The 25,806-nt window shown below is 63.8% G+C and carries 16 protein-coding genes; 9 read left to right on the plus strand and 7 right to left on the minus strand.

Annotation, left to right across the window (positions count from 1 at the left end):
• The first annotated feature begins 234 nt into the window (after nucleotides 1–234).
• Nucleotides 235–2,049, plus strand: coding sequence for an autotransporter assembly complex family protein (locus ACGYK4_RS04170; RefSeq protein WP_394455238.1), 1,815 nt, complete (start codon nucleotides 235–237; stop codon nucleotides 2,047–2,049).
• Nucleotides 2,049–6,209 carry a translocation/assembly module TamB domain-containing protein gene (locus ACGYK4_RS04175; protein WP_394455239.1) on the plus strand — a complete coding sequence of 1,387 codons (4,161 nt, stop codon included), beginning with the start codon at nucleotides 2,049–2,051 and terminating at the stop codon, nucleotides 6,207–6,209. Before ACGYK4_RS04170 ends, ACGYK4_RS04175 begins: the two co-directional genes overlap by 1 nt.
• 33 nt (nucleotides 6,210–6,242) lie before the next feature.
• On the opposite strand, the gene ACGYK4_RS04180 is transcribed toward ACGYK4_RS04175, so the two are convergent.
• The gene (locus ACGYK4_RS04180) at nucleotides 6,243–6,761 is read right to left on the minus strand and encodes a flavin reductase family protein (protein ID WP_067260558.1); all 519 of its coding nucleotides are present in this window, start codon (nucleotides 6,759–6,761) and stop codon (nucleotides 6,243–6,245) included.
• A 278-nt stretch (nucleotides 6,762–7,039) separates the two neighbouring features.
• Between ACGYK4_RS04180 and ACGYK4_RS04185 the strand changes: the two genes are divergently transcribed.
• Nucleotides 7,040–7,546 (plus strand): DUF992 domain-containing protein, encoded by a 507-nt coding sequence (locus ACGYK4_RS04185; protein ID WP_209218611.1) that lies wholly within the window; start codon nucleotides 7,040–7,042, stop codon nucleotides 7,544–7,546.
• Between the two features lie 72 nt (nucleotides 7,547–7,618).
• On the opposite strand, the gene ACGYK4_RS04190 is transcribed toward ACGYK4_RS04185, so the two are convergent.
• Nucleotides 7,619–8,191: an MOSC domain-containing protein gene (locus tag ACGYK4_RS04190; protein WP_394434225.1), complete on the minus strand. Its 573-nt coding sequence runs from the start codon at nucleotides 8,189–8,191 to the stop codon at nucleotides 7,619–7,621.
• A gap of 60 nt (nucleotides 8,192–8,251) precedes the next feature.
• Entirely contained in the window at nucleotides 8,252–10,207 is a 1,956-nt protein-coding gene (gene acs / locus ACGYK4_RS04195) for an acetate--CoA ligase (RefSeq protein ID WP_394455240.1), read from the minus strand.
• A gap of 349 nt (nucleotides 10,208–10,556) precedes the next feature.
• Between acs and ACGYK4_RS04200 the strand changes: the two genes are divergently transcribed.
• The 3 genes from ACGYK4_RS04200 (at nucleotide 10,557) to ACGYK4_RS04210 (ending at nucleotide 13,700) form a co-directional block, all read left to right on the plus strand.
• Nucleotides 10,557–11,573, plus strand: a complete 1,017-nt coding sequence (locus ACGYK4_RS04200) for a C4-dicarboxylate TRAP transporter substrate-binding protein (RefSeq protein ID WP_394455241.1) — start codon at nucleotides 10,557–10,559, stop codon at nucleotides 11,571–11,573.
• Nucleotides 11,574–11,670: 97 nt separating this feature from the next.
• Nucleotides 11,671–12,300 (plus strand): TRAP transporter small permease subunit, encoded by a 630-nt coding sequence (locus ACGYK4_RS04205; RefSeq protein ID WP_394444404.1) that lies wholly within the window; start codon nucleotides 11,671–11,673, stop codon nucleotides 12,298–12,300.
• On the plus strand, nucleotides 12,300–13,700 hold the full coding sequence (locus tag ACGYK4_RS04210; RefSeq protein WP_394455242.1) for a TRAP transporter large permease: 1,401 nt from the start codon (nucleotides 12,300–12,302) through the stop codon (nucleotides 13,698–13,700). The genes ACGYK4_RS04205 and ACGYK4_RS04210 overlap by 1 nt, the downstream gene beginning before the upstream one ends.
• 6 nt (nucleotides 13,701–13,706) lie before the next feature.
• Here ACGYK4_RS04210 and ACGYK4_RS04215 read toward each other — a convergent pair whose 3' ends face one another.
• The 3 genes from ACGYK4_RS04215 to ACGYK4_RS04225 form a co-directional block, all read right to left on the minus strand.
• Entirely contained in the window at nucleotides 13,707–14,813 is a 1,107-nt protein-coding gene (locus ACGYK4_RS04215; protein WP_394455244.1) for an AI-2E family transporter, read from the minus strand.
• Nucleotides 14,814–14,885: 72 nt separating this feature from the next.
• Nucleotides 14,886–17,486, minus strand: a complete 2,601-nt coding sequence (locus ACGYK4_RS04220; protein ID WP_394455246.1) for a chromosome segregation protein SMC — start codon at nucleotides 17,484–17,486, stop codon at nucleotides 14,886–14,888.
• Nucleotides 17,483–18,613 (minus strand): exonuclease SbcCD subunit D, encoded by a 1,131-nt coding sequence (locus ACGYK4_RS04225; protein ID WP_394455247.1) that lies wholly within the window; start codon nucleotides 18,611–18,613, stop codon nucleotides 17,483–17,485. The genes ACGYK4_RS04220 and ACGYK4_RS04225 overlap by 4 nt, the downstream gene beginning before the upstream one ends.
• 372 nt (nucleotides 18,614–18,985) lie before the next feature.
• Between ACGYK4_RS04225 and ACGYK4_RS04230 the strand changes: the two genes are divergently transcribed.
• Both ACGYK4_RS04230 and trpS read left to right on the plus strand, forming a co-directional pair.
• On the plus strand, nucleotides 18,986–21,853 hold the full coding sequence (locus ACGYK4_RS04230) for a response regulator (RefSeq protein ID WP_394455249.1): 2,868 nt from the start codon (nucleotides 18,986–18,988) through the stop codon (nucleotides 21,851–21,853).
• An 854-nt stretch (nucleotides 21,854–22,707) separates the two neighbouring features.
• Nucleotides 22,708–23,709, plus strand: coding sequence for a tryptophan--tRNA ligase (gene trpS / locus ACGYK4_RS04235; protein ID WP_394455762.1), 1,002 nt, complete (start codon nucleotides 22,708–22,710; stop codon nucleotides 23,707–23,709).
• Between the two features lie 91 nt (nucleotides 23,710–23,800).
• Here the strand turns inward: trpS and ACGYK4_RS04240 are convergent, their stop codons facing one another.
• Nucleotides 23,801–24,682 carry a LysR family transcriptional regulator gene (locus ACGYK4_RS04240; RefSeq protein ID WP_394455250.1) on the minus strand — a complete coding sequence of 294 codons (882 nt, stop codon included), beginning with the start codon at nucleotides 24,680–24,682 and terminating at the stop codon, nucleotides 23,801–23,803.
• 104 nt (nucleotides 24,683–24,786) lie between these two features.
• Here ACGYK4_RS04240 and ACGYK4_RS04245 point away from each other — a divergent pair, with 104 nt between their 5' ends.
• On the plus strand, nucleotides 24,787–25,767 hold the full coding sequence (locus ACGYK4_RS04245) for an NAD(P)-dependent alcohol dehydrogenase (RefSeq protein ID WP_394455253.1): 981 nt from the start codon (nucleotides 24,787–24,789) through the stop codon (nucleotides 25,765–25,767).
• Nucleotides 25,768–25,806 lie beyond the last annotated feature (39 nt).

Here is a 25,806-nt window from a genome sequence, read left to right on the forward strand (position 1 = left end):
CCCTCGTCTCGGGCCGTGGTCAGCCTACAGTCTTGCTGCGCGGTATCTTGCCGATTCCGCGCGTGGCACCTGCGCGGGGCGGGGTAGGCCGTTCTCATCGCGCGATTCCCCCGGCAGAGTGTTTGCAGCCAAGGCGGCAATGCCGTTTAACGGTTGCTAAGAATAAGGCCCGTTTGGGCGGGCAAAGGAGAACCGGCGCGAAAACCGGGCTGACGAACGCAAGGAGGGTAGCGCGTGGCGCAACAAGGGCAGACTCAAGGGGCGGCGCTTTGTCTCGCTCTTGGACTACTTCTTGGCGGGGGGGCTGCGGCACAGGCTGCGGAACTGGCCATCACTGGCATCGCAGCGGATTCGGACCTCTATGCCACCCTGCGCGATGGGTCCTTGTTGGCCGAGCAGACCGATGAGGATGCCGAGCCTGCCACGCCGCAGGAATTGGTCGCCGCGGCGCAGGCCGATTACGGGCGGCTTTTGGCGCTGCTTTACGACAACGGGTATTTCGGGCCGACGCTCAAGATCACCTTGGATGGCGTCGATGCCGCCGCGATTCCTCCTGTGCAACCGCCGCGCCGCATCGACCGGGCCGTGATCACGGTAGACCCGGGGCCGAAGTTCCGCTTTGGCGCGACCCGCATCGCGCCCATAGCCCCGGGCACCGAGTTGCCGGACGGATTTGCCGCGGGGGAGACCGCGAGCCTTGGCGTGCTGAAGGAAACCGTCTCGGCCGGGGTCAGCGGTTGGCGTGACGTGGGCCACGCGAAAGCGGCATTGGCAGATCAAGATCTTGTGGCCAAACACCGCGAACGCCAGATCGACGCTGCCCTGCGGCTGGCCCCGGGGCCAAAGCTGCGCTTTGGCGCGCTGAGTGTGACCGGCAACGAAGACGTGCGCACCGCGCGGCTGATCGAAATCGCAGGGCTGCCACAGGGGGAGGTCTTCTCGCCCGAAGAGTTGGAGCTGGCCACTGAACGGCTGCGCCGCACCGGCGCGTTCGACGCTGTGGCGCTCATCGAAGCGGATCGCATTGGCCCTAACGACACGCTGCCCATCACCGCGCAGGTGACCGAAGCGCCCAAGCGGCGCTTTGGCTTTGGTGCGGAACTGTCCTCGCTTGAAGGGCTGACGCTGAGCACTTTCTGGCTGCACCGCAATCTGCTGGGCGGGGCCGAACGTCTGCGCCTCTCGGCTGAGATCGAAGGCATCGGCGGCAATTCGGGGGGCGAAGACTATACGCTCTCCGCCCGGTTCGAACGCCCGGCGACCTTTAACGAAGACACCGATTTCTACGCGCTGGCCACGTTGGAACAGTTGGACGAGGTGAATTACTTTTCCCGCCAGTTGGATCTGGAGGCGGGGATCGAGCGGATTGCCAACCAGAATCGCACCTATTCCGCGGGTCTCGGCCTGCGTGTGGCTGAGACCGAGGATGCCTTCGGCACCAACCAATACACCCTTCTGACCCTGCCGCTGGGGGCCGAGTTCGACTACCGCGACAATGAGTTGGACGCGACCGATGGCTATTACATCGACGCCAGCTTCACGCCCTTTGTCGCCCTGTCGGGGTCTGAAAGCGGGCTACGCAGCTATCTTGATGCGCGCTACTACCGCAGCTTCGGGTCCGAACGCCCCGTGACACTGGCCTTCCGGGGGCAGCTTGGCTCGGTCGCCGGGCCGGACCTGTCCGAGGCACCGGCGGATTACCTCTTTTACTCCGGCGGGGGCGGCAGCGTGCGCGGGCAGCCCTATCAAACGCTCGGCGTCGAGCTGCCGAGCGGCGACACCGTGGGCGGGCGCAGCTTTGTCGGGCTATCAGCAGAGGCGCGCGTGGCCCTGACCGAGAAGATCGGCGTCGTGGGCTTTGCCGATGCGGGCTATATCGGGTCGGAAGAATTCTACGACGGATCAGGCACTTGGCACTCGGGCGCAGGTCTGGGGCTGCGCTATGCCACGGGCATCGGGCCGATCCGGCTGGACGTGGCCGTGCCCACATCGGGGCCGGAAGTGGATGAAGATTTCCAAGTCTATATCGGGATTGGACAGGCATTTTAATGCGACAGTTTTTGCAGTTCCTCACCGCCAGTCTTTTCTATCTGGCCTGCCTCACACCGGCGATGGCACAGGATGACGACAAGGGCTTTCTCACCCGGACCATTCAAGACGCGCTGAGCGGCGCGGGCCGCACCGTCAGCATCGACGGATTCGCAGGTGCGCTGAGTTCGGAGGCCTCCTTTGATCGGATGACGATAGCGGATGACGATGGCATCTGGCTGACGCTTGATGACGTGGTGCTGGATTGGAACCGTTCGGCCCTGCTGCGCGGACGGCTGGAGGTCGAGCAACTCACCGCCGGACGGCTCGATGTCGAGCGTCTGCCGGTCAGCAATGAAGTCGATCTGCCCGATGCCGAGGCCAAACCCTTTTCCTTGCCCGATCTGCCTGTCTCCATCGAAATTGCGGATTTCTCGGTGGACGAGATCAACTTGGGCGAGCCGATCTTGGGCGAGGCGGCGCAGCTTTCGGTAAGCGCCAATGCGCGGCTGACCGATACGGTCGGCATCGTCGATTTTCAGGCCCGCCGCACCGATGGCAAACGGGGCGAGTTCGACATTCAGGCCGATTTTGACCGCACCGAAAACGTGCTGGACCTGTTGTTGAACCTGACCGAAGACCCCGAAGGCATCGCCTCGAAACTGCTGAACCTGCCGGGGCAGCCTTCGGTGCAGATGACCGTCGAAGGCGCAGGGCCGCTGGATGATTTTGCGACCGACGTGACCATCGCCACCGATGGGCAAGAGCGTTTGGCCGGGCAGGTGACCCTTGGCACGCAGGCCCCGCGTCGCGCCAGCGATACACCGGACCGCCGCATTCAAGCCGATATCGGCGGCGACATCACTGCGCTGCTCGCCCCGCGCTACCGCGACTTCTTCGGCGAGGACGTGCGGCTGGCGCTGGATGCGCTGCTGGAAAGCAACGGTGCGGTTGAGGTCAGCAGCTTTGCCCTTGCCGCGAACTCCGTCGATCTGCAGGGGCAGGTCACGTTGAACCAAGAGAAATGGCCGACGCTGATCGACATCTCAGGCCGGATCGAAAACCCCGATGGCACCTCGACCCTTCTGCCGATCTCGGGTGAGGGCACGCGGGTCGAGGCTGTGACCCTGCGCGTAAATTACGATGCTGCCGATGGCGACCGTTTCGACAGTGCCTTCGACATCACCGGGCTGGACACGGGCGCGCTGCAAATCGCGCATACCCAACTGGCGCTCGACGGTATTCTCGAAGGGAACCTTGGCAGTCTGGGGCAATTCCTTGGCGACGTGACCTTTACCACCGAGGGGCTGACGCTGACCGATCCGGCAAGTGCCGAGGCCGTCGGCGATGCGATCACCGGCAGCGCCGAGATCCGCTTTGTCGAAGGTGAACCGATTGAAATCAACGGGCTGACCCTATCGGGCGAAGACTATGGCCTGACCGGCGAAGCCGCGATCGACGGGGTCGACACGGGGCTGCTCACCCAGTTGAAGATGACGCTGGAAGCCCAAGATATCAGTCGCTTTTCCGCGCTGGTGGGTCGCGATATCGCGGGTGCCACGGCGCTGGCGCTGAACGGCACGGTCACGCCTTTGGGCGGCATGTTCGATCTGGCGATTGCTGGGGGCACCGATGACCTTGAGATCGGGATCGAACAAGCCGATGCGGTTCTTGCGGGGCGGACCAGCCTCAGCATGGTGGCGAAACGCAATGAAACGGGGACTTTCCTGCGCGATCTTGAGTTAAAGAACGATGCGCTGGACCTGACCGGCGATGTTGAGCTGCGCAGCGAAGACAGCCGCGCGGCCTTGGACTTCACACTCGCTGATGTCGGGCTGGTGCTGCCGCAATACGAAGGCCCCATCGCGGTCAAGGCGACAGCGGTGCAAGAGCCGCGCGGCTGGGTTGTCGATGCGGTCACCGACGGCCCCTATGACGCAGCGTTGACCGTCTCGGGCTTGGCCACGGGCGAGGACGCGCAAATCGACTTCACCGCCGATATCCCCCGGATCGAGGATTTCGTACCCGATGCGGATATCTCCGGCCCGGTCACGGCCAAGGGCGATCTGCGCCAGACACCGCAGGGCTGGGAGATTAACACCGATGCCAGCGGCCCACTGAATGCACAGGCCTCGGTCAAAGGGCTGGTCTCGCCGCGCGTTGATGTGGCCTTTGATCTTTCGTTGCCCGATATCCAACCCCTCCTGCCGCAGATCAACGGCGGGGTCGCGGCCAGCGGTACGTTGGAGCAGACCGAGCAGGGGTTTGTCGTCGATACCATTGCAAACGGCCCCTACGACAGCCGCGTCGCGGTCGAAGGTTTGGCGACGGGGCCAGACATGGCGCTGCGTTTTGACCTGAGTTTGCCGGATGTCAGCCCGTTGGCCCCCGGTGTGAACGGCCCACTCTCGGCCAAGGGGGACATCCGCCAAACAGAAGACGGGATCGCCGTGGATGTGAGCGCTGACGGTCCCTATGGCAGCAGTGCTATGGTTGAAGGGCTGGTCACCGGTGAGGTCTCGATGCGCTTCGACGTCTCGGTGCCCAATGTGAACCCGTTGGTGCCCAGCGTCTCCGGCTCTTTCGCCGCCAATGGCGTGGCGCGGCAGACCGATGACGGCGTGATCCTTGATGCCAGCGCCAGCGGCCCCTACGGCGCGCAGGCGACGGTCGAAGGCTTGGTCACCGGCCCCAATGCGGCGGTCGATTTCCAGTTGAACATGCCTGACATCGGCGCCTTGGTGGAACAGGTAAACGGCCCGCTCAGCGTCGCAGGCTCGGCCCGGCGCGAGGGGGAGGCCTGGCGCATCGACACCAGTGCCAATGGCCCCGCAGGCACGCAGGCGACTGTGGCAGGGCTGGTGAATACCGACGGGACGCTGAACCTAGATATCGCGGGCAATGCGCCGCTTGGGCTGTCGCGTCCCTTCCTCGCCCCGCGTAATTTGCAGGGGCAAGCGCGGTTCGATTTGCAAATCAACGGACCGGCGGCGCTGTCGTCGGTCAGCGGGCGCATCACCACCAGCGGCGCGACCTTCACCGCGCCGAACCTGCGGGTGGCGTTGCGGGGGATCGACGCGGATGTCCAACTTGGCAACAACCGGGCGCAGCTCAATGTGACCGGACAGGCCGTCGATGGCGGAGAGCTGCGCGTGGCGGGGGCGATCACCCTGACACCGGCGCTGCCTGCAGATATCAGCGTCACCCTGCGCAACCTCGTCTATGCAGACCCGAGCCTTTATAGCACCACGTTGAACGGTGATTTGCGGCTTGCCGGGCCGTTGAGCGGGGGGGCGCAGATCACCGGCGTGATCAACGCGGGCGAGACGAATATTCAGGTGCCCGCGACGGGTCTGACCTCGATTGGCGACATTCCACAGATCACCCAAGTCAACGCGCCCGCCGATGTGCTGGCGACCCGCCGCAAGGCCGGGTTGGAGGGGGCGGATGCCGGGGATGACCCTACCGAGGATGCCTCCGGCCCCGGGTTCGGGCTGGACCTGCAACTCAACGCGCCAAACCGGATTTACGTCCGGGGCCGCGGGCTGGATGCGGAACTGGGCGGCGCGCTGAACCTCAGCGGCACCACCAATCGCATCATCTCGGCCGGGCGGTTCGAGTTGATCCGCGGGCGGCTCGATATCTTGGGCAAACGCTTCTTGCTCGACGAAGGGTCGATCCAGTTTCAGGGCGATTTCATCCCCTATATCCGGTTCGTCACTTCGACCGATACCGAAGCGGGGGAGGTGCGTGTCATCGTGAGCGGCCCGGCGAATGAGCCGGAGGTCACTTTCGAATCCACCCCCGCCGCGCCGCAGGACGAGGTGCTGTCGCAACTCCTCTTTGGGCGCAACATCTCGGAAATCTCGGCCTTTCAGGCGCTGCAATTGGCCAGTGCAGTGGCGACCCTCGCAGGGCGCGGCGGCGACGGGGTGATCGGCAACCTGCGTGAGGGCTTTGGTCTCGACGATCTGGATGTGACCACTACGGAGGATGGTGAGACCGCGCTGAGGCTGGGGAAATACCTGACCGACAACATCTATACCGATGTGACGGCGGCCTCGGATGGCACGGGGGAGGTGTCGCTCAACCTCGATATCACCGAAAGCCTGACGGCCAAGGGCACACTTGGCTCGGACGGCGATAGCAGTATCGGCATCTTCTTCGAGCGGGACTATTAATTGAAAGGGGCGCCTCGCGGGGCGCCCTTTTTCTTAGCTGTCGTCGCGGGGGGTGAAGTGGCCGTAACGGCCTTGGTCGAACATCAAGCCCGCCGCCCCATCCTCGCGCAAAGCGACCTGTTGCACATGGCCCAAGATCAGCGAATGGTCGCCCGCCGGATGCACGGCATAGGTCGCGCAGTGAAACCGGGCGAGGCAGCCTGCGAAAGTGGGCACACCGGCGGCGTCCTCCGTCCAATCGAAACCAGAGAAATCATGGCCTTGGCTTGCGAAACGCTGGGCCAAATCCTCTTGATCCGCGCCCAAAACGTGAATGCAAAAGGACGCCGCCGAGGTGAAACTGTCGTGCCGCTTGGACGAGATCGCAGGCGACCACAGCACCAAGGGCGGATCGAGCGAGACCGAAGCGAAAGAATTCGCGGTCATCCCCAAGGGCCCTTGTGCGGTTTTCACGGTCACCACGGTCACACCGGTGCCGAAACGCCCGAAGGCGCGGCGCAGCGCCGGGGCATCGCCGCTGTCGGGCGAGAAGGGGATCAGATCATCACTCATAGCGACAAGCGGTGCCATGTAGCTGCTGATTTGTCCAGCGGTGCCGGTGCGTTGCACATCGTCCCTCTTGCGCGGATTTTTGCCCCCGCAGTTGGGCCGAGGAACCGCTGCCAAGGCCCGGCGTTGGGCCAGCGATGAGAGGCATCATCGGCCCCAATTGGTGTCGATGCTGGCTGTCTGAAAGGGGCGGCGCAGGAGGTCTGCGCCGTCTGTCCAAGGCACCCGAATGCCGTTCACAGCAGAAAAGGCGCGTCTCGTCGCGCCGGAAAGTGACAAAGATGATGTATGCAAGCAAACTCACCCTCGGTGCGGCCCTTCTGAGCGCCACCGCCTTCGGCTCCACCGCGATGGCCGATGACAATGAGACCGTCGACCACGTCGAGATCGGCTCCCTGTCTTGCGATGTGGGCGAGGGCACCGGCTTCGTTTTCGGCTCCACCCGTGAGCTGACCTGCACCTTCAACCCCATTCAAGAAGGTCTCGAAGATGAGACCTATGTGGGCGAGATCAACCGCTGGGGCGTCGACATCGGCAAGACCGAGAACGGCCAGATGTCATGGCTAGTGCTGGCCCCGACCGAGCAGGAATATTCCGAAGGCGGGCTGAACGGCAGCTACAAAGGCGTTTCCGCTGAGGCGACTGTCGGTGTCGGCGCGGGGGCCAACCTGATGACGGGTGGTTCCGAGAACACATTGGCGCTTCAGCCGCTGAGCGTGAACACCCAGACCGGCGTAAACTTTGCCGTGGGCGTGGGTGAGATCAACCTGCAGCGCGTCGAAGGCTAAACCCGCGCGAAAACGCTTGAACTGACGATCCGGGCCGTCCCTTGGGGGCGGCCCATTTCTATGTGAGAGGCGTCAGAGCTTGGTCAGCCGGTCCCCACGGCGAACGGTGCCGTCCTTCACGATTTTGCACAGAACGCCGCGCAGCCGATGCGGGCGGTTTTCCTTTCGGTTGATCCACCGCAGGCTGTCTTGGCCATAGCGATCGCGCCATTTGATGCAGCCGGTGTTGAACTTATCGCTCACCTCCAGCACCGCAGACCCGGCTTGAAGGCGCGTGCCGACGGGCAGGTTCTCATGGCCAAGGTCCATGTCCACGATCATCGTATCGCCGGGGTGCGGCGTGTTTGCCCGGTCGCGCCAGCAGAGGTCCATCACGCGTTTGGGCAGGATGGAGACCTGTATCCGCGGATCGGGGCTGCCGTCAGGCAGGGTTAGCCAAGGTTTCTCGGTCCAACGTTCGCCAAGGATGCCTTGGGCCACGGTCAGATCCAGTTCATCACGGAAATCCCGCTCCCCGTAATCGGGGCGAAAGCAAAGTTCTTCGATCACGGCGCCATCCTTGGGCGCGGCGAGGATATCCGGCAGGGCGGCGTCGCATTCCGCAGCGGAGGCGGGGGGCGGCACTTGGGGGGCGGTTTGGTCCATGTCTCTCTTTCTCATGCAACGCGGCGTGGGGGCAGGTAGCCGCCCGCGCCGCGCAGCGTGTCAGCGGTTCATGCGGTTGCCGATCAGATCGTCCACCACGCCGGGGTCCGCCAGCGTCGAGGTGTCGCCCAACGCGCCGTAATCATCCTCGGCGATCTTGCGCAGGATGCGGCGCATGATCTTGCCCGAACGTGTTTTCGGCAGGCCCGGCGCCCATTGGATCAGATCGGGCGAGGCGATGGGGCCGATCTCTTGCCGGACCCAATTGCGCAACTCGGCCCGCAACTCTTCGGAAGGTTCCTCACCGCTCATCAAGGTGACATAGCAATAGATGCCTTGGCCTTTGACGTCATGCGGGTAGCCGACCACGGCGGCTTCGGCCACTTTGTCATGCGCGACAAGGGCGCTTTCCACCTCGGCCGTGCCCATGCGGTGGCCCGAGACGTTGATCACGTCGTCGACGCGGCCCGTGATCCAATAATCGCCATCGGCATCGCGTTTGCAGCCGTCGCCGGTGAAGTAATAGCCCGGGTAATCGGCGAAATAGGTCTTTTCGAACCTTTCGTGATCGCCCCAGACGGTGCGCATCTGCCCCGGCCAGCTGTCGGCGATGCAGAGCACGCCCTCAGCGGGGTTGCCGTCGATCTCTTGACCCGATGTTGGGTCCAGCACCACCGGTTTGACGCCGAAGAAGGGTTTCATCGCGGCCCCCGGTTTCATGTCATGCGCGCCGGGCAGGGGGGTCATCAGATGGCCGCCGGTCTCGGTCTGCCACCACGTGTCGACAATGGGGCAGCGGTTCTGGCCGACGACCTCGTGATACCAGTTCCACGCCTCGGGGTTGATCGGCTCGCCCACGGTGCCAAGGATGCGCAGCGACGACAGATCGCTTTTGGTCACATAGTCATTGCCTTGCCCCATCAGCGCGCGGATTGCGGTGGGGGCGGTGTAGAACTGCGTAACTTTGTGCTTTTCGCAGACCTGCCAGAAACGGCTGGCATCGGGGTAGGTGGGCACGCCTTCGAACATCAGCGTGGTGGCGCCATTGGCCAGCGGGCCATAGACGATATAGCTATGCCCGGTGACCCAGCCCACATCCGCCGTGCACCAGTAGATGTCGCCGTCGTGGTAATCGAACGTCACCTCATGGGTCAGCGCCGCATAGGTGATATAGCCGCCGGTGGTATGGACAACGCCCTTGGGCTGACCGGTGGAGCCTGAGGTGTAGAGGATGAAGAGCGGGTCTTCGGCGCCCATCGCCTCCGCGTCGCAGGTCTCGGCGGCATCCTTGATCAGTGCGTTGTAATCACGGTCGCGCGCATCGTCCCATGCCACGTCACCGCCCGTGCGGCGCACCACAAGGCATTGCACGGACGCATCGCATTGCGCCAACGCCTTGTCGGCATTGGCCTTGAGGGGTGTGGCCTTGCCGCCGCGCGGGGCCTCGTCCGCGGTGATCACCACCTTCGCCTCGCAGCCGTTCACACGCGCGGCCAAAGCATCGGGCGAGAAGCCTGCGAAAACGATCGAGTGAATCGCCCCGATCCGCGCGCAGGCCAGCATGGCATAGGCCGCTTCGGGGATCATCGGCATATAGATGATCACGCGGTCGCCTTTGCCCACGCCCAAATCGCGCAGCACATTGGCCATGCGGCAGGTGGCGCTGTGCAGCTCACGGTAGCTGATGTGTTTGGCGTCATCTTCGGGGCTGTCCGGCTCCCAGATGATCGCGGTCTGATCGCCGCGCGTCTCAAGATGGCGGTCGATGCAATTGGCGCTGACGTTCAATTCGCCATCCGCGAACCAATTGATGCTGACCGACCCGAGGTCGAAGTTCACGTCGCGCACTTGGGTGAAGGGTTTGATCCAGTCGATCCGCTGCGCCTGTTCGCGCCAGAACCCGTCGGTGTCGGTGACCGAGGCTTGGTACATCTTGTCATAGGTCTGCGCGTCCACATGGGCCCGGGCGGCCATGTCGGCGGATGGCGGATAGGTCTTGGCGGTGGCGTCGGACATGGTGGTTCCTCCCTTGATGTTCGCATCACCACGGGGCGCGGGTCAAACCCGGTGGCCGTGGCGTCCTCCTCAGCCGGATCATAGCGGCCCGTGAAAAGAAGGGAATAAGCAACTGGATTACAAGGGCTTGCCTGTAAAGGTTTTTCCCGATCGGGGTGATTTCTGTAAATTTTCCGCTCTTGCCCGGTGATTGGCGCGGTTTTTCAAAGCCTTGCCAGTCAAACTTGGCGCAACTGTCTTGCAGCTGTCGTATTTGCGCGGCATGACGGGGTTGGCAGGCCAGCCCCCGCGGGGTAGCCTGTGCGCCAATCCGCCCACCCAAGGGCGGCAACTATGGGAGAGAGCCATCATGAAAAATCTGCTGAGCGGTGCCGCCGCCTGTGCGCTGACTGTCGCTTTTGTAAGCGAAGCTGCCGCGACCGAATGGAACGCCTCGGTCTGGGGCAAGCGCCGCGCCTTCACCGAACATGTGGAAAAGATTGCCGAACTGGTCTCTGAGAAGACCGACGGTGAATTCACCATCAATGTCAGCTACGGCGGCCTGTCCAAGAACCGCGAAAACCTCGATGGTATCTCCATCGGTGCTTTCGAGATGGCCCAGTTCTGCGCCGGCTACCACGCCGACAAGAACCGCGCGATCACCGTGCTGGAACTGCCGTTTCTGGGGGTGAGCAACCTTGAAGAGGAAGTCGCGGTTTCCAAAGCGGTCTATGACCACCCCGCCGTCGCCAAGGAGATGGCGCAGTGGAACGCGAAAATGCTGATGACCTCGCCCATGCCGCAGTACAACCTTGTCGGCACCGGCGATCCGCGCACCACGCTCGGAGATTTCGACGGCATGCGTGTTCGCGCCACCGGCGGTCTGGGCAAAGCCTTTGAAGCTGTCGGCGCCGTGCCCACATCCGTGACTGCGACCGAAGCCTATAACGCGATGGAATCGGGTGTCGTTGACACCGTGGCCTTCGCCCAGCACGCGCATCTGTCCTTTGGCACCATCAACAAAGCCGACTGGTGGACCGCGAACCTCAACCCCGGCACCGTGAACTGCCCTGTCGTGGTGAACATCGACGCCTATGAGATGCTGAGCGACGCAGAGCGTGAAGCGCTCGACAGCTCGGTCGATGAGGCGCTGGATCACTACCTCGCCAACTATGCGGAACTCCTGGAGAAATGGGATTCCGTTCTCGAAGAAAAAGGCGTGGAGAAGGTTGAGTATTCTCCCGAAGTCATCGCCGAGTTCAAAGAGAAAGCGGCCGATCCCGCGCGCGAAGCATGGATCGAGAACATGGAAGCGCAGGGCATCCCGGGTCAGGAACTCTATGACCTCGTGATGGAGACGCTGGAAAAAGAGCGTGCCTCGAACTAAGCCCAGCCGGGCATGACTGTGAGGGCCGTGCGGATTGACCGCGCGGCCCTTTCGACTTCCAAAACGCAACAAACAGACTTTCTGAAAAGGAGAGCCGATGGCCGGATCATCCGCCGTGCTGGAGGACAGCAGCCTCCTCAGCCGCCTCGACCGGGGCCTGCTGAAGCTGGAAACCTTCTTTGCCCTGATCTCGGGGCTTGCCGTTTTCTCACTGATGATACTGGCCGTCTGGTCCGTGGGGGGGCGCAAGTTCTTTTCCACGCCGCTGGCGGGCTATGTCGACTGGATCGAAGCGGCGATGCCTTTCATCGCCATCATGGGCATCGCCTATACCCAACGGATGGGCGGCCATGTGCGCATGGACATCCTGATCGGCCAGCTGAAGGGCCGCGCGCTTTGGGCGGCGGAACTGCTGTCGGTCGTGCTGATCCTTTTGCTGATGCTGGCGCTGACATGGGGCGCTTGGGCGCATTTCGACCGCAGCTTTGACATGAACGCCCCGATGTGGAGCCGCGACAGTTCGATCGACATCGGCCTGCCGATCTGGCCCAGCAAGCTCGTGGTGCCGGTGGCTTTCGTCGTGATCTCTCTGCGGCTTTGCCTGCAAATTTGGGGCTATGGCCGGGCCTTGGTGCTGGGGCTGGAACGCCCCGTGGCCGTGCCGCTGGTACAATCGGCGGCGGAACAAGCAATGGCCGAGGCCGAACAACTGGATGGACGTGACTGATGGATCCTATTGAAATCGGCCTTTGGGTCTCGGGCGGTATGCTCGTCATGGTGGTGCTTGGCATGCGGGTGGCCTTTGCCGCGGCCATGGCGGGGCTTGTCGGCCTGATCTGGATTTTCTGGGCCAAGAAGGGCATGGAGTGGGACCAGCTTGGCTGGGCGCTTACCGTGGCGATCAAGACCGCAGGCCAAGTGCCGCACTCGAAGGTTTCGAGCCAGACACTCTCGCTTATCCCGACCTTCATTCTGATCGGCTTTTTGGCCTATTACGCGGGCCTGACCAAGGCGATCTTTGAGGCGGCGAAACGTTGGTTCGCCTGGGTGCCGGGCGGTTTGGCGGTCTCGACCGTTTTCGCCACGGCGGGCTTCGCGGCAGTGTCAGGCGCGTCGGTCGCGACCGCGGCGGTCTTTGCCCGTATCGCCATCCCCGAAATGCTCAAGATCGGCTATAACAAGCAATTCGCAGCCGGTGTCGTGGCGGCAGGGGGCACGCTGGCCTCATTGATCCCGCCCTCGGCGATCCTCGTGATCTACGCGATCATCGTTGAGCAGGACGTGGGCAAGTTGCTGCTCGCGGGCTTTATCCCGGGTGCCTTCTCGGCGGTGGTCTATGCGGTGTTGATCATCGGCATCGCGATGATCTGGAAAAGCGTCGGCCCGCCGGTGCGCGGCTTTACATGGGGCGAGCGTTTCGCCTCGCTCCCCGCTGCGATGCCGATTGTCGCCGTGGTCGTGATCATCATCTTCTTCGTCTACAACCCCTTCGGCGACGCTTGGGGCACCCCGACCGAGGGCGGGGCCGTGGGCGCCTTTATCGTCTTCTGCATGGCCGTCTTCCGCGGCATCCGGCTGGCCGAGTTGAAGGACGCGCTGCTGGAGACCGCGAAGCTGACGGTGATGATCTTTACCATCATCTGGGGCGTGCTGATCTATGTGCGCTTCCTTGGCTTCGCCGATCTGCCGGGCGCTTTCGCCGATTGGATTTCCTCGCTCGAAACCTCGCCGATGCTGATCCTGATCTGCATCCTCTTGGCCTATGCCGTGCTGGGGATGTTCATGGACGCCATCGGGATGCTGCTGCTGACGCTGCCCGTTGTCTATCCGGCGGTCATGGCGCTCAATGGGGGCGAGATGGTCTCGGCCGCCGACAGTGCCTTTGGCATGTCGGGTCCGATGTGCGCGATCTGGTTCGGCATTCTGGTGGTGAAGATGGCGGAGTTCTGTCTGATCACCCCGCCCATCGGCCTGAACTGCTTTGTCGTCGCGGGCGTGCGCCCCGACCTCAGCGTGCAGGACGTGTTCCGCGGCGTGATGCCCTTCTTCATCGCCGACGCGGTCACCATCGGCCTCTTGGTCGCCTTCCCGCAGATCGTGCTTTGGCTGCCGTCCCTCGCGGGATAAGCGGCCCTAGCCACCGGGCTTTTCCGCGGCGGGTTCATCCGCCGCGGTTGCCGCCACATCGGGGGCGGATTTATCCAGAAAATGCCCGATCATGTTGAGCGCGGTCACGTTCTCGCAGATCACCTTGAAAACCACGAGGAAGGGCACCGCCACCAGCGCGCCCGCAATCCCCCAAAGCCAGCCCCAGAAGACCACGGTGAGGAACACCGCGACGGTGTTCAATTCCAACCGCCGCCCCACGAGGTAGGGGGTGATGAATTGCCCCTCGATCCCGGTGAGGATCTGGTAGCCAAGCGGGGCGAGGATGGCATAGCCGACACTGTCGAAGGTCGCGATGGCATAGGCCCCCACCAGCACCGCGCCGATCACCCCGCCGATATAGGGCAGGAAGTTCAGCAAGAACGCCGCCAAGCCCCAGACGTAGGGCACGGGCAGCCCAAGCGCGAAAAGGTAGAGCCCCACCGAAATGCCCAGGCCTGCGTTGATGATGGTGATGGTCAGCAGGTAGCGCGACACGCGGCGCTCAACGTCATAGACCGCTTTCAAGGCGCGTTTCTTGCCGGTGAAGGTCTGAAAGGACTGCACGAGCTTGAGGTAGAACAGATCGCCCGAGGCCAGCAGGAACAGCGCCAAGACCAAGGCCACAGCCACGGTGCCCCCGATCCGCGCGCCGGTGTTCATGGCGTTGTCCAGCAGGCCGGGCTGTTTGACCACCACCTCTTCGGGCCTCCCGCTGCCATTCTCGGTGCCGATCTGTTCAACCTGTTCGGTGGCCGAGCGGACATCCTCGACCGTCTGTGCCCAGCCCTGCAGCTTGCGCCGTATCTCGTTGCCCATGGTGGGAATTTCGTCAGACCAAGTCGCCACGGTGCCCGCAGACAGACCGGCCAGCACAAAGATGATCAGCCCGACACAGCCGATCAGCAGCACGGCGCCTAAAGGAGGGGAAATGCCGAACTTTTCAAAAGAGCGGATCAGCGGGCTAAGCGTCAGCGCAAGAAGGAAGCCCAATAAGATGGGCAGCAGCAAATCCTTGGCGAAATAGGCAGTCACGAAGAGGGCGATCAGAACGAGCACCTCCAACAGCCGTCTGATCGCGGCGATATCGTTCAATGTCTTCCCCCCAGATGCCCTGCGCATACGTCAGAAGGCTAACGCGGAACGGGGGGAAAAGTTCATTCGCGGCTAGGGGGCCACCGCTTGCAGCCGCAAAGCCTGCCCGCCAAGGGCGCGAAAGGCGCGTTGGCGGCAGGTCAGGACGATGATTTGCATATCCCCCGCCTGCCGGTGCAGCGCGTCGAACATCCGCTCGATCCGGTCGTCATCGGTAAAGACCAGCGCGTCGTCCAAGATCACCGGCGCGATACGCCCCGCCCGGGCCAGCATCCGCGCGAAGGCTAGCCGCACCAGCAGGGCCACCTGTTCCTGCGTGCCGCCCGAAAGCACCTCGATCGGCTCTTCCCGGCCCTCACGGATCAACGCATGGGGCAGGAGCGATTCCTCGCCCCATGTCAGTTCCGCATCGGGCCAAAGCAGTTGCAGCAGCGGTTTCAGTTCCTTGACGATGGGGGTGAAATAGCGCTCTCGCGCCTCGTTCCTTGCCTCCTGCAAGGCCTCTTGCAGCCGGGTCAGCACCGCGACCTCATGGGCGATCCGGGCAAGGGCCGCTTCGGCGGCTTGCAATTGGTCTTCGGTCTCGGCCAGCCGTTCCTCCACCGCGTCGCCCGAGGCGCGGGTGATGCGTTCGCTCAGCCGGGCGAGCAGGGGGTGCAGGCGGGCGATCTCTTCTCGGGCCTGCGCCTCGACCGATTCCGCGCGGGTGAGCGCGGCTTGAAGGCTGGCCGCATCCGGCGCGTGCTTGGCCTTTTCGGCATGGGCGAGGCGGGCGGCCTCCAGCGCGGCAGCGGTGGTGACGGTTTGGGCGGCGAGGTCTTCTTCTGTGACATCGCCCAGCTTGGCCTGCTGCGCCTCGGCGCGCTGCAGCCGGTCGCTTAGCGAGGCAAGCTGCGCCTCTTTGCCCGCCGCATCGGCCTTGGCATCGGCCAGCGCCTCGGCGGCAGTCTCACGCGCGATGCGGCAGCGCTCATGTACGGTCTGCGCGGTTTGCAGCGCGTCTTCGGCCTGCGCGAGATCCGGCGCGCCCGAGACCTCTTCCGGCGCAGGAATGGCGGCGAGGGCTTGGTGCAGCGCGTCGATCCCATCGGGGGCGAGGCTGGCCAGCACAGCTTTCGCCTCTCCCTCCCGCGCGGCGGCCTCGACACGCGCAGCACCGGCGGCGCGGGCCTGCGCCAGATCAGCCGCGCCGATCTCGTCGAGGGCGGTTTGCAACCGGGCCGCGGCGGCGTCGACGGAGCCGTCCTCGCCGCCGTCCGCGCCCGGCTCGATCTCCAAATCGCCGATCCCGTCGATCCGCAGGGTGGTGCGGCGCGGCAGGGGCAGGGGGGCGCCATCGGCCAAGGGGCCGTCATCGCCGTGGATGGCGCCTGATTGGCCGGGGGCGTAGCGGACTGTCACCTGCGGGGCTGCCGCGTCGCGGGCGGCGCGGCTGGCAGAGAGTTCGGCGGATAGTCTTTCCAACCGCTGCAGCGCCGCGGCGTCCGGGCCGGATTTGGCGGCGGCTCTGGCGCTCTCCATCCGGCGGCGGGCGTCTTCGGCCTCTTTGATACGCGCTTCGAGCGCTTGGCGTCGGTCAGCGCCGTCGCGGGCCGCACGGGCGCGGAGGGCGTGGCGGTGGTCATCCTCGGCGGTTTTGAGCGCCGTTCGGGCCTCGGCGGCGGCGGCCTCTGCGGCCTCCAACGTGGCGCGACGGTCTGACAGGGCGGCGCGGGCCGCCTCCGCCGCTTCGCGTGCTGCGGCCTCAGCGCGGCGGGCGGCCTTTTGCTCGGCCTCTCCGGCGCGGTAGTTGTTGAGACGCGATGTGGCATTATCGGCGTTGAGACGGGCCAGTTCCACGGCCCGGCTCAACGCTTCCATCTCTTCCGCATGGCGGGTCGCGGCGGCATGGGCGGCGCGGGCGGCCTCCAGTTTTTCGCGCCGTTCGGCGACCACCTCGGGCGCTTCAAGCTCGGCCAAGGCGCGCCGCGCGCGCTGGCGTTCGGCCAAAGCGTCTTGCAACGCGCGTGCGGTCGCGGCCAATTGATCGCGCGTGGCCGTCAGCGTCTCCACCTGATCCTGCGCCTCTTTCCACGGCCCACCGGTGCGTGGCCGTCCGGTGCTGGTGGCATATTGGGCCAACTCCTCGCGGCATTGCGCCAGCGCCTTGTCCATGCGCCGCCCCCCGGTCATCGCCTCTACCTCGGCCCCGACCGAGGTCATCAGATCGCGCCGCGCCTCCAGCGCCAGTTTCTCTTCCTTGGTCGAGCCGCCGGTCAGCGCGGTCATCCCCTGCCGCACCCAGATCAACCCCGAGGGGCCACCCGCATCGCCGCCCAAAAGCTGCGCGATCCATGCTTCGGCCTCATCCGCCTGCGCGATCAGCTTGCCTTCGCGGTGCACGGTGGCGAGGGGCTTTTGAAACCAGCGTTTGTGCAGGGCGAAACGGCCCGCCTCGGTCTCGACCTCGATAGTGACCTCGGGCGCGCCGCCCGCATGGGGGCGCAGGGCCGAGACCTCTTTGTCGCGCGAACCGAAGGGTTTGAAAAACAGCGCCTGTATCGCGTCGAAGAGGGTGGATTTGCCGTGCTCGTTTGGCTCGCTCAGGACATTGATCCCATCGCCGATCCCGGTGACCTGCGCGGGGTCGGTGAAACGGCGGACGTTGTTGAGGGTGATGGCGCGGATTTTCATGTTTTGGCCCCCTGCACATAGGCGTGAAGCCGGGCCAGCGCATCGGCGGCCACGTCTCGGTCGGATTGAGGAAGGGTCTCGGACTGCGCCTCGCTCACCAAGGTTTCCGCCGCCATACGCAGCGCGCCGCAGCGGTCGATCTCATCAAGGTCCGCGGCCTCATACTGGGTGCCCAGCCCCTCGGTCAGCAATTCGAAATGGGCGAAATCGGGCGCGCAGGCTTGGGCCGCGTGGGCAAGAGCCGCGCGGTCGGGAAGGCTTGCCCAGCCCCCCGCCTTGACGCGCAGGAGGTGGTCCCTGCGCCCTGCCTCGGGCAAGAGCGCCTGCAAGGCCGCCGCGACATCTTGCCGGGGGTGCAGCGTGACCTCGGCCTCAGACCACAGGAAACTGCCGGTCTCGACCTCTTCGACCTTGGGCCGCGCGCCGGGGCCTGCGATTTCGACCGCAAGGCAGACGCCACGGCGCCCGTGTTTGAACCGATCCTGCTCGGGCGTGCCGCAGTAGTGCACCCGGTCAGAGATGGCCATCCGCCCGTGCCAATCGCCAAGGGCGAGGTAGTCAAGCCGCGCGCGCTGGTCCCGGTCCGGCGCGATGGCCTCTCCGCTGTCGGTGAAATCGGTGACCCCGCCATGGGCAAGGCCGATGCGCAGATGGCCCTCGGGGCTGTGCATGCGGTCCAGCGGGGCGCTTGGGTCACTGGCGCCCGCGCGAAAGGCGACGGGGCAGGGCAGGAGGCTGACACCCTCGGCCATTTCGATCGGGGCGGCTTCGGTGAGGGCGCGCAGATTGGGCGGCGCATCGCGGGCGATGACCTCCCACAGGGGTTCGGCATCGCGCAGGTTGTCGTGGTTGCCGGGCAGGAGCCACCATGTCACCTCCGCCGCCTCGCCCATGGCGGTGAGCGCCTGCCGCAGCACGCTGGCCGAGGGCGTCGCGGTGTCGAATGTATCGCCCGCCAAGAGCACATGCGCCGCCCCGTGATCCCGCGCGGCCTGGGCCAGTTTGGCAATGGCGCCATGCCGCGCTTCCATCAGACGCCCCCGGATATTACCATCGGGCGCTTGCGGAATATTCGCGAATTTGCGTCCGATGTGCAGGTCGGACGCGTGGATGAAACGGAATGTCATGCGGGGGTCCTGAATGGCTTTGGCAAAGGGCGGGGGTTCAATAGGCAGAGGGCAATGGTCGATCGGCTGCGCGGCCAGCCGGGGCGGCCCATCGCTGCCTCCCCATTCATCGCAAACTCAGCGCGGAGTGCAAGGGCATGCAAAATATGCGCGAATTTCTGGCACTCGGCAGAGTGCGCGCTAATTATGCACGAAACGCGTTTAAAACGCAGCGGCGCCATTGCCCAAACCCGACAGTTCCGAGATAGGATACCATGTAGACCAGCTTTCGAAATCCACGCCAGCGTGGCGGGCACCCCTTGTCAACTGCGGGTGTTCCGGCGCCCTTCGGCCTGTCGACCAGCACATTCCATTGGATAGAAGACCCCCCAAATGAACCACGACTTTGAAAGAATCCTCCAAGCTGCGCCGTCGCCTTTCGTGTTGTTGGACAGTGCGCTTCGGGTGGTCTGGGCCAATGACGCCTATCTGCAGGTCACGGACCGCCAATTGGAACGGCTTATCGGGAAAGTGCTGTTCGAAGAGTTCCCCTCCGACCCCGAAAGCGAGTCGGGGCGGATGTTGCGGGCGTCTTTCGAGCGGGTGTTCCGCGATGGCACCACGGATCACCTGCCTGTCATTCCCTATCCGATCGACACGGCCGACGGCAAAACCGAAGACCGCTATTGGAGTGCGACCCATACGCCGATCCTGGGCCCGGAAGGGGAGGTGGAATTTCTTCTGCAACACACCCAAGATGTGACCGAAGCCTATATCGCAGAGACCCCCGGCGAAGAGCGAACGGGCTCTGCCCATGCCGCCGTGATGCGCCGTGCACATGAAGTGACGCAGCAGAACCTAGAGCTTGATACCGGCATCAGCCTTTTCAAGATGATCTTTGAACAGGCGCCGAACTTCATGGTCACCCTCATGGGGCCGAACCACGTCTTCCGGACGGTCAACGCCGCCTATATGCAATTGGTCGGCCAACGCGAGCTAATTGGCAAACCAATCCGCGAAGCCTTGCCAGAAATCGCGGGACAGGGCTTTTTCGAAATGCTGGACGAAGTCTATCGGACCGGCAAGGCTTTAAGCCAGCATGGGGCCGAGGCGTGGCTGCAACGCAGCGCTGATGGCCCGGAGGAGCGTGTCGTCGTCGATTTCGTTTTCCAACCGCTCGACAATGTGCGGGGCGAGACCATCGGCATCATGATCCAAGGCAATGACGTGACCGCCCATAAGCTTGCGGAAATCCGGCTGCGCGAGGCCGAGAAACGGTTCCGCACCATGGCGCATACCATGCCGGTTCATGTCTGGACCGCCACCGCCGATGGACATTTGGACTGGATCAGCGATCAGGTCTATTCCTTTTCCGGGGCCGAGCCGGGCAGTCTGGTGGGGGATGCTTGGCCGACGATCATTCACCCCGACGACCGTGCGAAGGCCTTGACGACTTGGGCCCATGCGGTGGAAACTGGATCGGTCTATCAAACGGAATTCCGGCTGCGGCGGGCCGATGGGGCCTATTGCTGGCATCTGGTTCGGGGCGCACCGATTAAGGATGAGCATGGCGCGCTGATCCGATGGGTCGGCACGAACTCCGACATCCACGAGCAGAAAGAACTCTCCCGCCAACTGGCCGATCTGAACACGACGTTGGAAGAGCGTGTCGAGAAACGCAACCGCGAGCTGGAAGAGCTGCATGACCGATTGGCGCAGAGCCAACGGGTCGAGGCGGTGGGCAATCTTGCCGGGGGCATCGCGCATGACTTCAACAATCTGTTGCAGGTGATGACCGGCAGCCTGACCATGGCCGCGCGCGAGATCGCCGCAGATTCGCCTGCGCGGGTGCGGATCGATGCGGCGATGCGCGCGGTGGAGCGCGGTGCCTCGCTCTCTTCGCAATTGCTCGCCTTCAGCCGCCGCCAGCCGTTGCAACCCCGCTCGATCGACCTGCGCGATCTGCTGCGGGATATCGACGACATTATGCGCAGCGCCTTGGGCGAGGGGATGGAGGTCGAGATCGACACGCCCGAGGCCCTCTGGCCCGCCTATGCCGATGCCGCCAGCACCCAGAACGCGGTGCTGAACCTCGTGATCAATTCGCGCGACGCGATGGAGGGGCGCGGCAAGCTAAAGATCGCTGTCGAAAACCGGCACGTCGGCCCCGACGAGCTTTTTGGTGAGCCTGACATGGTGGCGGGCGACTATGTTGAGGTCAAAATCATCGACCACGGGCCGGGCATCCCGGCCGAGACGCTGGCCAAGGTCTTTGACCCTTTCTTTACCACCAAACCCGTGGGGAAGGGCACCGGGCTGGGCCTGTCCACCGTCTATGGCTTCGCGCGGCAATCGGGCGGGCGGGTGACCATCGCCAGCCGCCCCGGCGCGGGCACGACGGTGGCGTTGCTGCTGCCGCGGGCCGAGACGGCGGCGGAGCCTTTGCAGTGGCATGACCCCTCCGAGATCGCGGGCGGGAGTGAGACCGTGCTGCTGGTCGAAGACGACGCCGAGGTGCGCGACGCCACCGCCGCCTTGCTGACAGACTTGGGCTATAGCGTGCGCACCGCAGAAGACCCCACGGCGGCGCTCAAATCAGCGCGGCAAGCACCGGACTTCGACCTTGTGATATCGGATGTGGTCATGCCCGGCGAGTTCAGCAGCCGCGAGATGGCTGAAACCCTTCAGGCCGAGCGGCCCGATCTGCCGATCCTGTTCATCTCGGGCTATTCGCGCGATGCGATCGTACGCGATGGCCGGGTCGACGCCGGGGTGCAGTTCCTTGCCAAACCCTTCACCAAAGACGCTTTGGCGATCAAGGTGCGCGATGCGCTGTCTTCGGCCTCGGTCGCCTCGACCAAGAAGCCAGTGCAAGAGCAGCCCGACCGGCCCCGTCATGTGCTGCTTTGCGAAGACGACGCGCTGATCCGGCTCGATCTGGCGGATATCCTCAGCGGGCTTGGCACCGAAGTCACGGAAACCGCCTCGGGGCAGGAAACCTTGGACAGGCTGCAAGCTGGCGCGTACGACGTGTTGCTGATCGACGTGGGCCTGCCAGATATCTCAGGCGAAGAGGTGGCGACCCGGGTCCGGGCATCGCATCCCGATATGCCCATCATCTTTGCCACCGGCCAAGCGGAAGTGCCCGCCGCCGAAGCGCTGGGCCGTTGTGCCGTGGTGCAGAAACCCTTCGGTGACCGCGACCTTGAACGGGTTTTCACGCGTTTGGGCATTCTGGCGGAAACGGCGACGGCGGTATGACGCGGCCAGCCGCGCTTCGCGACATCCCGCGCGGGGGCGGCTGCGGCATAAGAACAGCTTGCGCCACCCCTGCAAAGCCGTGCAGAAGGCCGTGACCCAAAGACGGAGCCCGCCGCATGCACGAGCAAAAGCTCACCCATGCCGAGGTTTACCGCGCCGCGCGCCTAAGCGTGGCACCCATGATGGATCGGTAGGGTGTTCTTTTTATCGTTTTGCTTCAGTGTCTTACAGACCATCTCCGAGGTTTGTAGCGCTCTAGTAGCACAGTTGGGCGCTCAAAGGTTTGAGCTTAGTTTCCAAAATTGATCGCCGCACCGGATGGGGCTCAATGCCGTCGAGGACAATGGCTGGGTGGCTTCTCGTTTGAGGCTTTGAGCAAGAACTCGACCGGGAAATCGCGATGCGCGCAACATTTTTCTGCGCCGGCGCGGCCTGTGCGGTTTTGCTCACCTACGCATCGGCGATACTCTGGTTGGAATAGTTGAGTGGAACCTTTCTGCCGTTCGCTGCAGGCGCTCAGTTTTCTCTGCGGATGTGAGAACTTGGGGATAGAGGGCAGAAATCCGTCATTCTCTGCGCGCTGCGTTAACGCCGGCTGACAGGACTGAGCGGACTTTCATTACTTCTGCAGCGAAACGTTTGATCAAACTCTTTCTACCATTCGATTGACGCATGATCGTGTCGACGATATCTGCCGTCATATGGAAAACACTACGACCATCGCAATGACTTGGTGGCTGGCCTCCTGACAGGGTGGCCGGATGACCAAACGTATTCCGAGGCCGCCGCACGGGCGGCCTTTTGTTTTCCAAGCTTCCCGACGCGCTGCCTCTCCATTCATGAGAACACGCAAAATGAACAGACCAACCATCCTGACAGGCGATCGGACGACGGGACCGCTTCACATCGGGCACTATGCAGGCTCACTTTCAAACCGGCTGCGCTATCAGGACTGTCATGAACAATTCCTTCTGCTGGCGGATTCCCAGGCCCTGACAGACAACGCGCATGATCCAGAGAAAGTGCGTCGTCACGTGATCGAGGTCGCGCTTGACTATCTGGCCGTTGGCATTGACCCCGGGCGCACGGCCATCTGCCTGCAATCGCAAATTCCAGCGCTGGCCGAACTGTCGATGCTCTACCTGAACTTTGTCACGGTCGCGCGGCTCGAACGCAACCCGACGATCAAGGATGAAATCCGCGCGCGTGGGTTCGGGCGCGATATTCCCGCCGGGTTTCTCTGTTATCCAGCGGCACAGGCTGCGGATATCACGGCTTTCAAGGCAACTGTCGTTCCGGTCGGCAAAGACCAGGCCCCGCTCATCGAGCAAACGAACGAAATTGTGCGGCGCATTAATGCAGTCGCAGGTTGCCTCGTGCTGCCCGAGGCTCGGGCAATCATCCCCAAAGCGGGTCGGTTGCCCGGTATCGACGGTAAGGCGAAAATGTCGAAATCCAGCGGAAACGCCATTGCGCTGTCCGCATCGCCAGAGCAGATCCGAAGCGCTGTTCGGGCAATGTTCACCGATCCGAGCCACCTGCGTGTCGAAGACCCGGGCTGCATCGAAGGCAATGTCGTCTTTGCCTATCTCGATGCCTTCGATCAGGACCAGCACGAGCTTGCCGAACTCAAGACACAGTATCAGCGTGGAGGACTTGGCGATGGCACGATCAAGGCGCGTCTGGAAGCTATTCTCCAAGACCTCATTGCCCCAATTCGTGAGCGCAGGGCACAACTCTCCGAGGACCGGGGATACGTTCTTGAGGTAATCAAAGAGGGCACGGAACGGGCCCGTGAGCGAACCGAGGCGACAAAACGCGAGGTGGTGAATGCCTTAGGTTTATTCCAACTGTAGGTAAGCCGCGTTGAACGATCTGGATCAAGGTCTGTTTCGTCTCGATAGCGGTCTGACCATGTGTCCCGGTCTTAACGGGAAGTCGATCAGTTCAAGATCCCAGAAATGCCGCGCGTCGTTCCTGGAGCGCGCTGCAAAGGTAGTCGACGAAGAGCCGGACCCGGCGCACCCGGCGCAGATCGCTGTGCAGGAGAACCCAGGTCGAACGCCGCTGGTCGAGTTCGGTGCCGGGAACGCGTTGTAGCTCGGGGAAGACCGCCGTGACCCAGGTCGCAAGGAAGGTCATCCCCGCGCTGGCGCGGACCAAGTGCAGATGCATTTCTGGGTCGGGCACAGAGTGGCGGACGCGCGCCTCCGGGAAGGCGGATTCTGCGATCATGGTAGAAAGCTCGGGCACGTCCCCGTAACCGATCCAGCTTAGACCGCGCCCTTTGCTGCCTGCCGCAGGTAGCACCCGGTCGATGTAGTCCCGCGACGCCACCACGCCGATCGACAGTGGAAAGAGCTTGCGCCCCACCGCGTCGTCCTCGATCGCCGCGGCGTGGCGGATCGAGACGTCAGTCTCATTCCGAGCGATCGAGTCGAGCGTATAGGCAAGCCGCAGCTCGATTTCGATCTCAGGATAGAGCGCGGCAAATTCGGCCAGCACCGGCGCCAGCAGGTAATGCGCTGTCATCGGATCGGCCGACAGCCGGATGCGCCCCGCAGCCTCGCGGTCGAGCCCCTGCACCGCGTTGAACCCCTTGAGCAATGCCGCTTCGGCTTCGAGCGCCTGCGGCAGCAGCCGCCGTCCGGCTGCCGTCAGAGACAGGCCTTCCGCGCCGCGCCGGAAGAGCTGCGTGCCGAGCTGTGCCTCAAGCGCCTCGACTTGGCGGCGCAGGGTTGCATGGGTGCCGCCCAGTTGCTCGGCCGCGGACCTGAGCGAACCGTGTCGCGCGACGGCAAGGAAGGCGGGGAGGGATTTCCAGTCCATGGGTCATCCGGAACGTTTTTGAACCACGTTGGGTCATAATAGGCCCTGCACGGAACGAATTGAAACCTTTATTCCGATGGAAACCTCAGGACCAAGGAGACCCCATGACCGCGACCCGCTCTGCCTGGCAGATTTCGCGCTATGGCCGCCCCGACGTCCTCACCCCCGTCACGCTTCCACTGGCCGAACCTGGCCCGTCAGAGGTGATGATCCGCATCCACGCTTCTGCCGTCACCCGCGCCGACGGCATGATGCGCAAGGGCGAGCCTCTGTTTGCCCGTCCTTTCCTTGGTCTGCGGCGTCCGCGGAACGGTCTGTCCGGCACTGGCCTCTCGGGCGAGGTAATCGCGATCGGTGACAAGGTCAGCCGCTTTGCACCGGGTGATATGGTTTTCGGCGAGGCCGGGATGCGCTTCGGAGCAAATGCCAGCCACATCTGCCTCGACGAGGGCGGGGTTCTGATGCCCAAGCCCGACAGCCTGCCGCATGAGGATGCGGCGGTTCCGTGCGACGGTGTGCTGACCTCATGGCACTACCTGTGCAACCTCGGTCAGGTCCGAAGCGGCGACCGCGTCTTGATCCTCGGTGGGGCCGGCAGTTTGGGCAGCGCCGCGGTGCAGATCGCGGCCAACATGGGCGCAGAGGTGACGGCCACTAGTAGCGCTCGCAACGCCGACCGTGTCGCGTCCCTCGGGGCCACCTGCGTGATAGACTACAACGGCGAGGAGGCTTTGCAGCGCGGCGCCGGATACAACTTGATCTTCGACACGGTAGGCGTTGCGTCCTTTTCGGCCGCCAAACCTGCGCTTGCCGAGGCGGGGCATTACCTCTGCCCGGTGCTGACGCTGGGGCGCTTACCCGCAATCCTGCTTTCGCGCCTCGTGGGGCGGAAACGAGCGTTGTTCGCGGCCGCGGGCCTTGAGAAGCCTCAGCGCCTGCGGATCATGCTGTCCGAGATCCTGGCCCAGATTGACCAGGAGCGCCTCGCCCCGGTCATGGACCGGGTCTACCCGCTGGCCGACCTGATCGAGGCGCACGCCTATGTCGAGACCGGTCGTAAACGCGGCAATGTCGTAGTGGTGTGATAGTCTCGCAGGAAAGCGAGCGTCGGAACCACAAATTTT

It is taken from the genome of Sulfitobacter sp. 1A13368 (genome assembly GCF_043557275.1).
Lineage (GTDB): Bacteria > Pseudomonadota > Alphaproteobacteria > Rhodobacterales > Rhodobacteraceae > Sulfitobacter > Sulfitobacter faviae.